The 14084-nt window shown below is 70.6% G+C and carries 10 protein-coding genes and 6 pseudogenes; 8 read left to right on the forward strand and 8 right to left on the reverse strand.

Annotated features, from left to right (window positions below; translation table 11 throughout):
• Positions 1-257: 257 nt before the first annotated feature.
• On the reverse strand, positions 258-899 hold the full coding sequence (locus ACFZBU_RS38980; RefSeq protein WP_391588510.1) for a hypothetical protein: 642 nt from the start codon (positions 897-899) through the stop codon (positions 258-260).
• A 242-nt stretch (positions 900-1141) separates the two neighbouring features.
• On the opposite strand from ACFZBU_RS38980, the gene ACFZBU_RS38985 reads away from it, so the two are divergent.
• Together ACFZBU_RS38985 and ACFZBU_RS38990 are read left to right on the forward strand one after the other, a co-directional pair.
• Complete coding sequence (locus tag ACFZBU_RS38985; protein ID WP_391588511.1) at positions 1142-1804, forward strand: hypothetical protein; 663 nt, start codon at positions 1142-1144, stop codon at positions 1802-1804.
• A 256-nt stretch (positions 1805-2060) separates the two neighbouring features.
• Positions 2061-2480 carry an NUDIX domain-containing protein gene (locus ACFZBU_RS38990; RefSeq protein WP_391588512.1) on the forward strand — a complete coding sequence of 140 codons (420 nt, stop codon included), beginning with the start codon at positions 2061-2063 and terminating at the stop codon, positions 2478-2480.
• Between the two features lie 116 nt (positions 2481-2596).
• Here ACFZBU_RS38990 and ACFZBU_RS38995 read toward each other — a convergent pair whose 3' ends face one another.
• From ACFZBU_RS38995 to ACFZBU_RS39005, 3 genes are all read right to left on the reverse strand, one after another.
• Positions 2597-3100 carry a hypothetical protein gene (locus tag ACFZBU_RS38995; RefSeq protein ID WP_391588513.1) on the reverse strand — a complete coding sequence of 168 codons (504 nt, stop codon included), beginning with the start codon at positions 3098-3100 and terminating at the stop codon, positions 2597-2599.
• 76 nt (positions 3101-3176) lie between these two features.
• The gene (locus tag ACFZBU_RS39000) at positions 3177-4331 is read right to left on the reverse strand and encodes a NucA/NucB deoxyribonuclease domain-containing protein (protein ID WP_391588514.1); all 1155 of its coding nucleotides are present in this window, start codon (positions 4329-4331) and stop codon (positions 3177-3179) included.
• Positions 4332-4387: 56 nt separating this feature from the next.
• Complete coding sequence (locus tag ACFZBU_RS39005) at positions 4388-5677, reverse strand: hypothetical protein (protein WP_391588515.1); 1290 nt, start codon at positions 5675-5677, stop codon at positions 4388-4390.
• Between the two features lie 977 nt (positions 5678-6654).
• Here ACFZBU_RS39005 and ACFZBU_RS39010 point away from each other — a divergent pair.
• From ACFZBU_RS39010 to ACFZBU_RS39035, 6 genes and pseudogenes are all read left to right on the forward strand, one after another.
• A pseudogene (locus ACFZBU_RS39010) lies at positions 6655-6786 on the forward strand (restriction endonuclease); the annotation flags it as partial.
• Positions 6785-7045 carry a hypothetical protein gene (locus ACFZBU_RS39015; protein ID WP_391588676.1) on the forward strand — a complete coding sequence of 87 codons (261 nt, stop codon included), beginning with the start codon at positions 6785-6787 and terminating at the stop codon, positions 7043-7045. The pseudogene ACFZBU_RS39010 and the gene ACFZBU_RS39015, both read left to right, overlap by 2 nt.
• Positions 7046-7068: 23 nt before the next feature.
• Positions 7069-8205: pseudogene (locus ACFZBU_RS39020) on the forward strand (IS701 family transposase); the annotation flags it as partial.
• A gap of 32 nt (positions 8206-8237) precedes the next feature.
• A complete protein-coding gene (locus ACFZBU_RS39025; RefSeq protein WP_391588677.1) occupies positions 8238-8468 on the forward strand; it encodes a hypothetical protein in 231 nt (76 codons plus the stop codon).
• Between the two features lie 151 nt (positions 8469-8619).
• Positions 8620-9896, forward strand: a pseudogene (locus tag ACFZBU_RS39030) (IS256 family transposase).
• 401 nt (positions 9897-10297) lie between these two features.
• Positions 10298-10594, forward strand: a pseudogene (locus ACFZBU_RS39035) (M24 family metallopeptidase); the annotation flags it as partial.
• 304 nt (positions 10595-10898) lie between these two features.
• Here the strand turns inward: ACFZBU_RS39035 and ACFZBU_RS39040 are convergent.
• From ACFZBU_RS39040 to ACFZBU_RS39055, 4 genes and pseudogenes are all read right to left on the reverse strand, one after another.
• Positions 10899-11555 (reverse strand): annotated as a pseudogene (locus ACFZBU_RS39040) (GntR family transcriptional regulator); the annotation flags it as partial.
• 198 nt (positions 11556-11753) lie between these two features.
• Positions 11754-13133 (reverse strand): aldehyde dehydrogenase family protein, encoded by a 1380-nt coding sequence (locus tag ACFZBU_RS39045; RefSeq protein ID WP_391588671.1) that lies wholly within the window; start codon positions 13131-13133, stop codon positions 11754-11756.
• On the reverse strand, positions 13130-13486 hold the full coding sequence (locus ACFZBU_RS39050) for a proline racemase family protein (RefSeq protein WP_391588672.1): 357 nt from the start codon (positions 13484-13486) through the stop codon (positions 13130-13132). Before ACFZBU_RS39050 ends, ACFZBU_RS39045 begins: the two co-directional genes overlap by 4 nt.
• Positions 13425-13850, reverse strand: a pseudogene (locus tag ACFZBU_RS39055) (proline racemase family protein); the annotation flags it as partial. The pseudogene ACFZBU_RS39055 and the gene ACFZBU_RS39050, both read right to left, overlap by 62 nt.
• Between the last annotated feature and the right edge of the window lie 234 nt (positions 13851-14084).

A 14084-nucleotide genomic window follows, 5' to 3' on the forward strand; every position in this document is an offset into this window, starting at 1 on the left:
CCTGACTAATCGTAAGGAATTCGAGGGGTGTTGGCATGCTCGCACAGGTCCCGACACGCCTGGTTGACGGTGGTGTCGAATTGCCGTCGGCGGCCCGGTGACCGGACCGCCCGGCCTTCACGGGGAACCCGCACCCCGCATCGGCACGAAGCCGCGACCTGCCGACGACGCGACCGCCGTTCGCCACCATCGATCGTCGTCACACGGGGCCCGCCCGGCGTCGGTGATGTTCACCGGTCGTGATGCGTCCCGGTCGGTCATTGTCGGCCATTGTCGGCCGGGGGTGTCGTGGGCTCCGGCAGCGCACCCTCCAGGTATGCGACGCGGCGACCGCCGGGTGCGGGCACGGGGCGGGGTTCGGGTCGGGGGTCGCCGCGGGGCGGTCGCGGAACGTCGGGGAGGGGTTCGCGGGCGAACCTCATCGCGGATTCGAGTCCGCGTCGTGATTCCTCGCACAGGCGGACGAGTTTCTCCTCGGCCCAGGGGGCCGGCCAGACTTGGAGGAGATAGGAGTCCCCGCCTCCGCGGCCGGCGCGTTCGTCGCCGCGGCGGTTCGCGTGCACCCGCACGCGGTAGTCCCCGGGGCCGAACGCGGCGAGGTCGCCGAACAGGAACGGATGCCGGGACTCCAGCACACGCAGCCTTCCCGAGGGAGCTGCGACGGAGACCTCCGCGACGTCCTCCCAACCGGGCTCCAGGGGCGGCTCCCGGTCGAGGGTCTCGGTGGCCAACGGCACCTCACCGGTCTGTGTCCCGGTGCTGATGCGCACGTCCTCCCCGCGAGCCGAGACCAGCCCCGTCGTCAAGGACTGCGCCCAGCTCCGGGGTCGGTCCTCCCCGGGCACGAGGTAGAAGCTCCCGTACTCCGTGAAAACGGTGCCTTGTGTCCTGTCGGTCATACCGCCTCGCCTCCTCGGCAACCTGCCCCGACGTCGAACCTATCCCCCTCGTAGGCGCGTTCGTTGCCGTGCAAGGTCCTGGGGGCGGCGCCGGCGGTGGTGTGGGAACGGGGCGTGCGTGGGTGTCCGGTCCCGGTCGGCGACGTCGCCCGTGGTTGCACTCGGGCGGGAAAGATTGTTCGATCGCACCTACTCGAGGACGCCCGTGATCGCGGTGACGTCCGGTTTCGGAGGTTGGTCCCATGCGACGGTCCCGTTCGTTACGTCCGGTCCAGGCGGCGTCGGCCGCACTCGTGGTGGCGTTGTCGCCGCTCGCGTGCACGCAGGCGTCCACGCCCGGTTCCCGGCCGCTCGCGGATCTTCCGCCCGTCCTCGCGGGCGCCACGCGGATCGTGGCCGACGGACGCGGCGCCGATTTCACCCGCCGCCTGGACGGCGACGGCGACCGACGACCCGTGACCGCGTTGCGGGAGTACTCGTACTTCCTCGGTGGCACCGACATGGTCGACCGCCAGGGCGCCTACTACCTGTATCCGGCCCGGGACGACGGCTACGACCAGCCCGGTCGCATCCTCGTGGTCACCGCCGAACGCGGACCCACCTCGGCCCTGGACGTGTTCGCCGAATTCTCCGACGACATCGAGGAGGTCCGGGCGGACGTCCCGCTCGACCCCGGGGAACGGCACATCCTCGAACGCGCGAACGGCGGCCGGATCACCTGCGACTCCGCCCCCGCACGACCCGCCCCCGACGCCCGAACCCCGGCACAACGCGCCTATGCGTCGTGCATCTGGGCCGACCGCGACCACCTGGTGAAGCTCAACTCCTCCGAGGCGGACATCCCCGCCGTCCGCGCCATGATCGACACCATCCGCACCGCGCCCCCGGCTGCCACGCCCCACTGACGCGCGCAGGACCCGACCCGCGCCCGATGTTCGCCCGCCCGGATTCACCCGCACCACCGGCCACGCGTCACGCACCGGCCGACGACGCCACTCGTCGCATGTCGGTGCCCCGGTGTGCCGCCGGCCCGGTCGTCGGCCCGCGAACGTGGAATCCCGCCCGGGCATGGGCGTCGTGCGGGAGACTGACACGGCCCTTTGGTCGCGGGCCCTGCAGGCGATTTCCCGAGCGTCGGCGGCCGAGCAGATGGAGGAATTCGTGAACACACCCGCTTCCCGTACCTGGCCGGTCTCGGTCAAGGGCGTCGTGGTCGACCCCCGCGATCGCGTGCTCTTGCTGCGCAACGAGCGGCGGGAGTGGGAACTGCCGGGCGGACGACTGGAGTCGGGCGAGGAGCCGGCCGAGTGCGTGGTGCGCGAGATCGAGGAGGAGACCGCCTGGAAGGCCCGGACCGGGCCCCTGTTGGACACGTGGGTCTACGAACCCCTGCCCGGGCGCCACGTCCTGATCGTCACCTACGGCATCCATCTCCCGGACGCCGACACCGCCCCGGTCCTCAGCCACGAGCACTGCGAGATCGGCCTGTTCACCCGCGCGGAGATCCCCGACCTGTCCATGCCCGACGGCTACAAGCGGTCCGTGACGGCGTGGTTCGACCACCCCGCCCGCACGCCCTGAGCCGGGCGGCCTCGGGTCCTCGTGATCCGCCCGGGTCGTTCGCGTCCGGGCACGGGTGAAGCCGGACCCACGGGGTGGGTCCGGCTTCCCATGGTGCGCGATGTGGCCGGTGGCGGTCAGCCGGCGGCCGGGAAGTCGTCGCGAAGCAAGGCGGCTTCGGGGGCGAGGTAGCCCGGGGACAGGAACAGCGCGGTGAACGTCCCGGGCCCGTGGCGGCGGTCGAGCCACTCGCACAGCCTCGACACGTCACCGCCGATCACCGTCGTCAGGATCAGCGCGTGCAGATCCTCCGCCTCGGAGCGGCCGATCTCGGTCAAAAACCGTTCGTAGCGAGCGTTCACATTCGCCTGGTAGCGGGCCAACGAAACGAAGTACGCGTCCCGTTCGGTCGCCGCCGGGTTCGAATCGGCGAGGATCGTGGACAGGTCGGCGGGGTCGAGTGGCCCGGTGACGTCCCGGAACGCGATCGCGTCGCCGCAGTCGCGGGCGGTGATGTCGTGCCGGGCGGCGGCGCGGCGGGTGATCGCGCGGGCCTCGCGGTCGCACGCCCCCTCCATCACGACGCCGATGTTGCGAGTGGTCTCGGCGCCGACCGGGTCCCTCCTCGCGTTCTTCCGCACCCGCGACACCAGGGACGGCCCCAAGGGCTGGAACCGGCGGGGAAGCGGACGGTCCTAAGACCGACGAGTCCGATGATCAGGGGACGACGGTGACGAGGAAGGCGTCGCCGTCGAGCATGCGGTGTTCGCCGTAGAAGGTGCTGCCCAACCGGCTGCCCACGCGTTGGTTGTCGTCGCGGTCGATCAGGCGTGCGGAGAAATGCCCGCCGCTGAGGGAGGCGCCCTCCTTCGTCGCGGCGAACGGGTACTCGTCGCAGTCCAGGCGCTGCCCGGCCCAGTCCCCCCACACTTCGGTGCACACCTTCCCCGCGGCCGCGCGGTTCTGTTCCTGGAGGGCGGGGTCGATCAGGCGGTGGAGTTCGGCGGGGACGTTCTTGCCCACGGTCGGGGGGAACGTCTTGACGGGGTGGCGCAGGGCGTCGTCGATGTGGCGGGCGCTCTCGTCCTCGTCCGGGTTGCCCAGGCTGACGGCGAACGTGGGCTTGTGGTCGGGGAAGACGGTGCCGCGGGTCTTGCCGGCGACGCGCCCGGCGGAGTCGAACCGCACCCGGAAGACGGCGCTGCGTTCGTCGACGTAGGGGTCCGCCCCTGGTGGACCGGTGACCTCGAAGCGCACCAGCATCGTGGAGAAGAGTTTCTTGAAGGGTGTGGTGACCGCGCCGTCGGGCGAGGTGTAGGTCAGGACGGTCTGGGGGCGGGCGTCCCACGCGCCCCACAGGTCGGTGCGGTCCTGGCCGGCGGGGCGGACGATGTCGGCGCCGCCGCCGTCGGAGACGGTGGCGCTGTAGGTGACGCGGATGGGCCAGGTGCGGGCGTCCTGCCCGGGCACGGTCGAGGCCTGGATGTTCTCCAGGCTGGAGACGAAGTCCACGCGGCGGTCGCCGTCGTAGGCGAAGCCGAGTTGCCACTCGTCGAACCACATCGTGCCCAACCGCTTCGGCGGCCGGTCCTTCGTCACCAACACCACCTCCCGACGCCGATGCACACACACCTCGAACCGGCTCCTCACCCACCCCGTCGGCGACGCCGCCTCGACGGGATGCCGGGCGCACTCCTGGCGCAGGTCCGCCGCCAGGGCCGCCCGCGCCGCCGGCCCGATCCCCGCCGGGCCGGCGCCGGCGGAGGGGGTGGTGTCGGCGGGGGCTGCGGCCAGGGTGAGCAGGGCCGCGACCATCGGGACCAGGACGCGGCGCAGCGCGCGGCGGCGCGGCCGCGGGCGTGGTGGTGTCACGGGTGGCCTCCGGGGTTCGCGGTCGTGGAGGTGGTGTGGGGTGGGTGTGGTCCGGGTCATGGGGTGCAGGTGGGGCCGAGGCAGGCGTGGACGAGGGCGCCGGTGCGGGCGTCGAAGGTGAGGCGGTAGCCGGTGTGTTCGCGTCGGCCGCCGGTGAACGCGCGCATGCGCCCGGTCGGGGAGGTCACCACCCACGCCGGGCGTTGCCCCGGGCCTTCGGTCGTGCCGGCTGGGATGGTCGCGGCGTGGGCGCGGGCGTCGGGGTCGGTGCCCGGGCGAAGCCGGGCGGTGGCGGCCAGGGCCTGGTCCTGGGTGTCGATCGCGTCGTGGCTTCGGGTGGCTTCGTGGGTCGTGGGTTCGGGGGTGGCGTTGCAGGGCAGGCCGGCGTCGACGCAGGCGTGCAGGCCCGGGACGCGGTCCAGGCAGGTGTCGGGTTCGGTGTTCGCGCAGGCCTGCAGGGCGCGTTGGTCGACGCCGTTGAGGATCGCGACGGTGGGTGCGGGCGAAGCGGTGGCGGGTGGTGTGGGGTTGGCGCTGCGGGTGGTGCGTGGGGTGGGGGTGACGACGTCCTTGGCCACGTCCCAGGACACCAGTTGGTCGCCGGTGGTGTTCAGTGTGGTGGTGAAGCGGAAGCAGTAGGCGGGGTCGGCGCCGGGTTCGCAGTTCCCGGCGGGGGCGCGGACGCTCAGGTGTGTGGTGGGGTGGCGCAGGAACTGGCCGTTGCCGTTGAGGTAGCGGATACGGTCCTGTGTCCGCGGGAACGAGCTCTGCGCGTATTCGGCGGGGAGGTCCCAGCCGGTGACGGTGTGCCGGGCGAACGGGGCGCCCTGCGCGGAGGTCTCGCCGACCGGGTTGAAGTCGTGGTGGATGCGCCAGGTGGCGCAGCCGGAGCAGGTGGGGACGGCCATCCAGCTGTGGAAGCGGTTGTCTGCGACGTTGTGTTCGGGGCCGATCGCGTGGAACTCGTAGTTCTCGCCGTGGTTGGCCCAGAACGGCTGATACCGCGTCCCGCCGGGGTCGTTGCGGGCACGCAGGCCCATCTCGAACGAGCGGCCCATGTCGTCCGCGGTGAACATGCGGGTGCTGTTGTACGCCTCCCCCGCCGGGTCCGAACCCGCACCGTAAGCCACCGGGCGGTGGACGAACGTCAGGAAGACGCCGTACATGTTCTCCGCCGGGTCCGCGCACACCTGCGCCACCGCGTCGCGGGGCTCGTCCGCGCACACCGACGGTGCCGACGCTGTCGTGGAAGGGTGTGGTTGCGCCTGCGCCGGGCCCGGCAGGAGCGTCACCGCCGCCATCACCGCAGCCGCCACGGCCGGGCGGCGGCTTCCTCGACGCATCATCGGACCTCCTCACGCTTCGATCCGGCAGCCTTCGGCGGACCTTCGACCCCAGCATGACCCAACCGACCCGTCCGGTAACGGAGGTCGGACCGGGAACCACCCGAACGGCACCCCGCGGAATCGAGCCCTCATCGATGGCCGGGGCGCCCCGGCGCGAAGGGCGCCGACTCGCTGCGGCTCTCCACACCGTCGACGATCGCAAGCCACCGGGAGTCGATTCCAGGCAACTTCCCAAAACGCTGGTTCGGTTCGCAGGTCACTCACCGTGCCCGCGTCACGGAACCCGAGCCGGAACGCGGGAACCGGAAGCGTTTGTTCGCCGGTTCCGCGACGGCGGACGTTGTGAGGCGGGTCGAGATGTTCACGAGATCGAGAGCAGTACGCGACCGCGCCGTCTGCCCGCGTCGACCACGATGAGCCCGCTCCGGAGCCCGGATCGCAACCGCACGCAACCCCGGTCTCGCCGATGTGCGATCTCGACGGGGCAACTCCCGGATGGGAGAATCTCGGCTCCGGGTCGCGCCGGCGTGGTCGGCCCGCTTCGCGGCCCCCGCGTGGTCAGGGCGCCCGCCCCGCGGTGGTTCCGCGACGTCCCCGCGACGTCACCGGGCCGAATCGCCGAGTCCGCACGCCGATGGCGCGCCTTTCGTCGGACAACCGGTCCCGTGCCGTCGCGGACACCCCACGCCCCGCGTTGACGACCCGCTCCGTCGTCACCTCCCGCCCGAAACCGCCCGAGAGGAACCGAGATCTTGAGCAAGAGGAAGAAGAAGCAGGACCTGACGGTCGGCGAACTTCTCACCGTCGCCTGGGGGTTCGCGTGCCTGACATCGACAGGTGCCACGCAGGCGCTGGGAGCCCCCAGGGTGGCCTCCTACCGGGTCGCGGCGCTGCTGTTCGTGACCGGCATCGGCTTGTTCGTGCTGCACCGCGTCGCCCCGCTCCGGAGGTACGGGGCGTCGTCGCGCCGGTCGACGGCGGTCTCGCTCGCGGGGGTGGACTCCATGAGCGGTCGCGAGTTCGAGCACCTCGTGGCGGACCTGTGTCGGCGGGACGGGTGTTCCCGGGTACGCGTGTCGGGCGGCGCGGGCGACCTGGGGGCGGACGTTGCGCGGCATCAAGGCGGTGATCCCGGAGAAGGCCGACCAGGCCGCCAACCGCAAGCGCAAAGGCCGCCGCGGCGGCCGCCCGGTCAGCCACGACCCCGAGCTTTACAAGCAGCGCAACACCGCCGAACGCTGCATCAACCGGATGAAGGACTGGCGTGGCATCGCCTTCCGGACCGACAAGACCCCGGACAGCTACCTCGCCGGGCTCCACCTACGCGGCGCCATCCTCTGGCTCCGCAGCCTCCCCACACGACCGTGATCCGAACCCAGAACAGGCCCTAGCGGAAGTCGATCGTGCCGATGGCTGAGCGGCTTCCGGACGGGAACGCGCAGGCGTTGCAGCAGTTCGTGGCGGACTCGCCGTGGGACCACCAACGGGTGTTGCGGCGGGTCGCGGAGCGGATGTGTGCGGCGATCGACCCGCGGGTGTGGGTGGTGGACGACACGTCGTTCCCCAAGTGCGGGAGGGCGTCGGTCGGGGTCGCCCGGCAGTACTGCGGCGCGCTGGGCAAACGGGCGTACTGCCAGGTGGGGGTCAGTGTCCACGCGGCGACGGACGCGATGTCGTGTCCGTTGCAGTGGCGGCTGTTCCTGCCCGAGGAGTGGGCGGGGGATCCGGTGCGGCGGAGTCGGGCCGGGGTTCCCGAGGATGTCGGGCACGTCGAGAAGTGGCGCCTGGCCCTGGACGCGATCGACACCCTGATCGGGTGGGGGCTGGTCCCGCCGGTCATCGTCGCGGACGCCGGATACGGGCAGATCGGCGGGTTCCGATACGAACTCGGCGCGCGGGGGCTCGATTTCGTGGTCGCGGTGCGCGGCGACGAGATCGCCCACACCGGCGACGCCGTCCCGTCGACGATCGCGTACGCGGGCCTGGGACCGCGTCCGTCGCCCCGGTATCGGGACCGGGCCCGCTCCCTGGTGGAGCACGGGGTCGCCGCGGGGCGGGAGGCTTTCGTCGAGGTCGTGTGGCGCCGGGGCTCGCGCGGCGCGATGCGCTCGCGGTTCGCCACGACCGCGTAGCGACCGGCTGGCAAGGCCCCCCGGCGGCTCGCCCGGGCCGCCGCCGGGGACGCCGACATCGCCTGGGACGGGGTGCTGCCCGTGTTCACTCTGCTCACCGAGTGGCCGGCCGACGCCCACGCGCCGACCGACCACTGGCTGACGAACCTGCCCCCGGACACACCCGTCGCCGAGTTGGTCCGGCTCGCGAAGATGCGATGGCGCGTCGAACACGACTACCGCGAACTGAAACACGGCCTCGGGTTCCACTACGACGGGCGGACCTGGCGCGGATGGCATCACCACGTCACCCTGGTCACCGCCGCCCACGCCGACGCTCTACCGGGTCCTCGACACCCTCCAGAACACCTGCCACCGGACACTGCCCCGCCCACGCCCACCACGAAGACCAAAACCAACAGGGCAGGAAGCGCACCCTCGACGACCAGGTGCTCAACGCGAAGGCGACGCGCGAACGCCTGTGCACGCGCGACGGCCAAGGCCGCTGGGTGCCCGGCAGCCTCCTGACGACGACGCGCGACCTGTCTGTCAACGAGTTGGCGAAGGACATGCTCAAGGACAAGCAGGTGGACGACGAAGCGACCGCGGCGGTTGTTGCAGGGCGCATGCTCACCGCGATCGAAACGAAGCTCTGCCAGGGGAAGCAGGCCTCCGGCTGAGCGGGTGGCGACCATGCGCCGCTGCGCTCGCGAACACATACTGTCCCAGGCGGCCCTTGTACACGACCTCGGACACTCGCGGGCGGGGCCGGGACTGTAAAACTAACGGTGGAACTTGATCATGAAAGTGACACCGAGGATGACTGACGTGATGTCAGAGCCTGTGCAGGACAGCCTGGTTGAAGGCGTCGCCGATGGAGCTGTTGACGGCCGGTTGATCGACGAGTTGGTCGGCCGGGCACGTGCCCAGGGGCTGGACCTGGTGGGCGAGGGCGGGCTGCTGCAGCAGCTGACGAAGCGGATCCTGGAGTCCGCCCTCGAGGGGGAGATCACCGACCACCTCGGCTATGAGAAGCACGACCCGGCCGGGGACAACAGCGGGAACTCGCGCAACGGCACCCGCGCGAAGACCGTGCTGACGGACGTGGGCCCGGTGGAGATATCGGTGCCGCGGGACCGGGAAGGCTCGTTCGAGCCGCGGATCGTCCGCAAACGGCAGCGGCGTCTGTCGGGGGTGGACGAGATGGTGATCTCGCTGCCCGCGAAGGGCCTGACCACCGGCGAGGTCCAGGCCCACCTCGCCGAGGTCCACGGGGCCGACGTGTCGCGGCAGACGATCTCCACGATCACCGACAAGGTCCTCGACGGCATGGCCGAGTGGCAGAACAGGCCGCTCGACCGCGTCTACCCGGTCGTGTTCGTGGACTGCATCAACGTGAAGGTGCGAGACGGCAAGGTCGCCAACCGGCCGATCTACGTCGCTCTCGCCGTAACCACCGAGGGCCACCGCGACATCCTCGGCCTGTGGGCCGGCGACGGCGCGGAGGGGGCCAAGTTCTGGCTGCACGTGCTGACCGAGATCAAGAACCGTGGTGTCGACGACGTCTTGATGCTGGTCTGCGACGGCCTCAAAGGCCTACCCGACGCAGTCGAGACCGTCTGGCCGAAGACCGTGGTGCAGACGTGCGTGGTCCACCTGCTGCGGAACAGCTTCCGCTATGCCGGCCGCCAGGACTGGGACAAGATCGCCAAGGCCCTCAAACCGGTCTACCAGGCACCCACCGAGGAGGCCGCGCTGGAGCGGTTCGTCGAGTTCGGCGATGCCTGGGGGAAGAAGTATCCGGCGATCGTGCGGTTGTGGGAGAACGCCTGGTCGGAGTTCGTGCCGTTCCTGAACTTCGACACCGAGATCCGCACGGTGATCTGCTCGACCAACGCGATCGAGTCGGTCAACGCCCGGATCCGGCGGGCGGTCAAGGCCCGGGGCCACTTCCCCAGCGAGCAGGCCGCACTCAAGTGCGTCTACATGGCGATCATGTCCCTCGACCCGACCGGCAAGACCGCAAACGCTGGACCATGCGCTGGAAAGCAGCCCTGAACGCATTCGATATCGCCTTCGACGGACGCCTGTCCGCCGCCCGCAACTGACCACTACACCGACCCCGTTACACCGTTCTCTTTACAGACCCGCGGGGCCACGGAAACAGAAGGTTCCGGATGTGGCGGAGCACCGTGGCTTGCGAGTGATCGTTTGGAAACCGCTGCTTGGGGCGGTAGGGTGCGCGGCGGTTTGCGAGTCCGGCGCACGACGCTTTGCGAGCGGGCGGGTGGGCGAGAGAGCCTGGGAGTTGCGCCCGACCCTGGATCGGATCCGTTCGGCGAGGGTGCCGGCTCAGTCGAGGTCGTTCGCGCCGGCGGTCGGGAACGCGGGCGCGATGCGTGTGCCGTTGCCCCGGTCGGCATGCGAGGCAACGGCATCGGCGTCGGATCAGTGGGGGAACGGCCGACGCCGGTCGGTCGATGCGGCTGGCGGCAGCGGTGGCGGCATCTTCAGTCGCTATACCCTGTGTGGCAGCGGCCACATGCTCGGTCTTGACTGCACGACTGCGCCAAGGCCCGGTCGCAGACCTACCTCGACGGTACGCTCGCCGCCGGGCAGGTGCTCACTGTCGAGCCGGGTCTGTACTTCCAGCCTGACGACGAGACGTTGCCCCTCGAACTGCGTGGCATCGGTGTGCGCATCGAGGACGACCTCGTCGTCACGGCCGACCGCGCACATGATGTCGGCTGGGCTGCCGCAGACGGTGGCTGGCATCGAGGAATGGATGGGCACCCTCTTGGGCTGAGACGCCGAGCGGGACGATAGCGAGGATCGACCCTCCGCGTGAGCGGCACCGCCGAACCCGGTTGCGATCCGCCGCCACGGCGGGGGCACGCCGCCGTGGCGGCGGGGAGGGCGGCGGATCGCGGAGCCAGCCGCGCGCAGATGTGCCGCCGAGGATCGGCGTCGCGACCGATGCCGCCGCCGGGAGGCGGTGGGACAACCGGCGTGGGCCGGTGCGCTCCCATGTGGAATCGCGTCGAACTCAGCGCCGCTTCGGGCGCAGGTGACGTGAGAGCGTCCGCGGTCGTTCCCGTGGGCGCGAGATCGTCGGCCCACAGCGAGCGGACGTGGCCCAGATGGTGGGCCATGTGGTCCTGTGCGGTGTCGGCTTCGCCCGTGATCAGCAGGTCGAGCAGTTCCCGGTGCTCCTCCGCCGAGGAGACGAGCATTCCCGCCCGGTCCAGACGCAAGAGGCCGTACAGGCGCGACCGGTTGCGCACTCTGCCGACGAATTCGACCAGGCTGGCGGTGCCGGCCAGGCCGAGCAGGTTCAGGTGGAACGTGCGGTCCGCCTCGAGGTATCCGATCAGGTCGTGTTCACGAGCAGCGAGCACGATCCTCTCTGCTTCGGGCCGCAACGACTCCAGTTGCTCGGTGGGCGCGATTCTGGCCACCCGCCCGATGGTGGGCACCGCGATCAGGGCTCGGACCTCGGCGTACTCGTCAAGTCGGGCGTCGGTGAGCTCGGCGATCCGAAAGCTTCGGTTGCGGACCGCCTCGACCGGTCCCTCGCTGATGAGGTCGAGCATCGCCTCGCGAACCGGGGTCGCCGAGACGCCGAGATCGGCGGCCAGGGCCGGAGCCGAGTAGATCGGGCGGGGTCGCGACTCGCCGGAGATCAACGCGGCGCGCGGCACATGAGTGACCTTGTCGCGCAGTCGCTCTTGGACCGAAAGGATGTGTTGCAGTTTGAGGCCGGTCATGGTGTTCCTCATAGAGTCACAGGAAACCACTGTGAGGGCTTGGGCGCGGGGCGGTGGGGCGGCCTCCCACGCCGATCGCGATCGCGTGGCGCTCGGCGACCGTGTCGCCGGCGACGACGGGCAGTCCGGTGCGTACGATCCCAATGGGCTCACCTGCCGTGTGGTAGTCGACGGTTTCGACGACCACCGGGTCCCGGGTCATCGGGAGGCCCGGGCGGGCAGCAAGCTCACAGTGCGGTCGACCGTGTAGAAGTCGAGCGCGGCGCGGACCTGTTCGCGCGTGCCGTGGCTCGCGGCCTTGACGCCACCGAAGGGCAGGTGGAAGTCGACGCCGGTGGATGGGCCGTTGACCTTGATCATGCCCGCGTCCAGGCGGTCGGCGCCGATCAGGGCGGCGTCCAGGTCGCTGGTATGGAGGGAGACGGCGAGCGCGTGTGGGGTCGCGTTCGCCAGCGCAAAGGCCCCGTCCGTGTCCGCCGCTCGCAACAGAATCGCGACCGGGCCGAAGAACTCCTTCGTGCTCAGCGGGTGCTCTCGCGGCACGTCCACCAGCAGCGTCGGTTCCAGGAACCAGCCCTCACGCGAAGGGATCCCACCGCCCACCAGGATTTCGGCTCCCGACTCGCGGGCCGAGTCGATCCCTCGCACGACTCGGTCTCGCGCCATCGAGGAGATCAGCGGACCGCACACTGTCGTCGCGTTCGAAGGGTCGGCGGGCTCGATGTCGGCGAGCGCCTTGGTCAGCGCATCGCGCAGTGGCTCGTAGGCGGACCCGACGGCGATCACCCGGCTGGTGGCGGTGCACTTTTGCCCGGCGTGGCTGGCGATGGCCGAGGCCAGGTCGGCCGCAGCCTGGTCGATGTCCGCGTCCGGCAGCACGACGGCGGCGTTGAACCCACCCATCTCGGCCTGGATCGGCACTCCGCGCGCGGTGGCGGCCAGGAGAACGGCCCGGCCGACGGGTGTGGACCCGGTAAAGGAGATGACGTCGGCGGTGTTTACGAGGGCCCGACCCTCCTCTCCTCCCCCGCACACCACGGTGAGCACGCCATCGGGCAGTTGCGCGAGTTCGGCCAATAACAGCGCGCACGCCGTGGCTTCGGCGGCCGGTTTGAGGACGACGGTGTTGCCGACGGCCAAAGCTGGTGCGGCCTTCCACGTGGGGATCGCCAGCGGGAAGTTCCACGGGGTGATCAGCCCGGCCACCCCGTGGGGGCGCCGACGGGTGAGCAACAGGCCCTCGACGACGGCGGTTTCGTGTACCGCTCTGGTCGGCGCATAGGGCGCCTGGGCGTAGTAGCGCCAGATTGCGCACGTGCGGGCGACCTCTCCTCGTGCCTCGGTGAGCGGCTTTCCGACCTCGCGTACGACGAGGTCGACGAGTTCGGCCGCGTGCGCCTCGACGGCCTCGGCGGCCCTGGTGAGCGCGGCGCAGCGTCCGGCGGTACCGAGGGCGAGCCATTGTGGTGCGTGCGCGCGGGCGCGCTTGACCGTCTCGGCGGTGCCGTCCGGGCCCAGGGCCCGCAGCACGAGGATTTGGTCGGTGGGTTCGGTGGGGTTGTGCGAGGTGACGGTCACAGGAGGAACCCTCCGGGGAAGGGGTCGGTGGGGTCGAGGAGGTACTGGGCGGTGCCGGTCACCCAGGCACGTCCGGTGACGGTGGGGATTACGGCGGGACGGGCTGCGACGGTCGTCTCCTCGACCAGGCGACCGGTGAAGGTGGTGCCGATGAACGACTCGTTGGGGAAGTCGCGTCCGACGGCGGTTCGCCGCGGGCGTGCAGTTGCGCCATGCGTGCCGACGTGCCGGTGCGCAGGGAGAACGGTCGAACCAACCGGGATGGATGGCCATCGCGTGGCGTGAGTGCCGCGGGGTCGCTCCGGGAACGAAGAACTGAAGGTGGTGACAACCGCAGATCGACGGATCGTCAGGGTGTTCGGGCGGTCCGGCCGCGTCGATGGCGGCCATCAGGGCGAGTCCGGCGTCCAGGATTTCCTGCTTCCGGGCGCGCTCGAAGGGCAGTTCGAACTCGGCGAGCGGCAGGATCGCGTGGAAGTTGCCTCCGTAGGCGAGGTCGTAACCGATCGGACCGTATCCCGGTACGTCGACGTGGAGGTCGAGGCCGCCGTGTACGAGGGCACGTTGCGCAGTGTGACGGCTTCGGCCGCGCCGTCTCGGACGTGCACTTGGGCGACCCACCAGCCCGGCCGGAGCGAGCTTGCGCAGAATGCGTTCGACGTGACCCTCGGCCGTGCGTATGGATCCGCGTACGCGCCGGGAACACGGCGAACCCACGGACTCCGGCCGCTCGGGTAACCCGAGAAGGGAACTCTCCCGTCACCGGAACCTGAACACGCTCGCAGTGGACGACGAAATCTCAGGACGGTGAGGTTGAAAATGAGCATTGAAGATACCTCCGGGATTTTCGTGGCACGGTCCCCATTCGTGGGACCCCGGTCCCCCGACCACCGGCTCCGCACCCGCCAGGCGGGTAGGCGCTTCGTTCCAGTCCCGCGAAGGCGACAACCG

The sequence above is a fragment of the Embleya sp. NPDC008237 genome (genome assembly GCF_042956465.1).
GTDB lineage: Bacteria > Actinomycetota > Actinomycetes > Streptomycetales > Streptomycetaceae > Embleya.

Bases quoted from the DNA above. Each gene is read 5' to 3' on its own strand.
- ACFZBU_RS38980 (WP_391588510.1), bottom strand. From the start codon at position 899: ATGACCGACAGGACACAAGGCACCGTTTTCACGGAGTACGGGAGCTTC.
- ACFZBU_RS38985 (WP_391588511.1), top strand. From the start codon at position 1,142: ATGCGACGGTCCCGTTCGTTACGTCCGGTCCAGGCGGCGTCGGCCGCA.
- ACFZBU_RS39005 (WP_391588515.1), bottom strand. From the start codon at position 5,677: ATGATGCGTCGAGGAAGCCGCCGCCCGGCCGTGGCGGCTGCGGTGATG.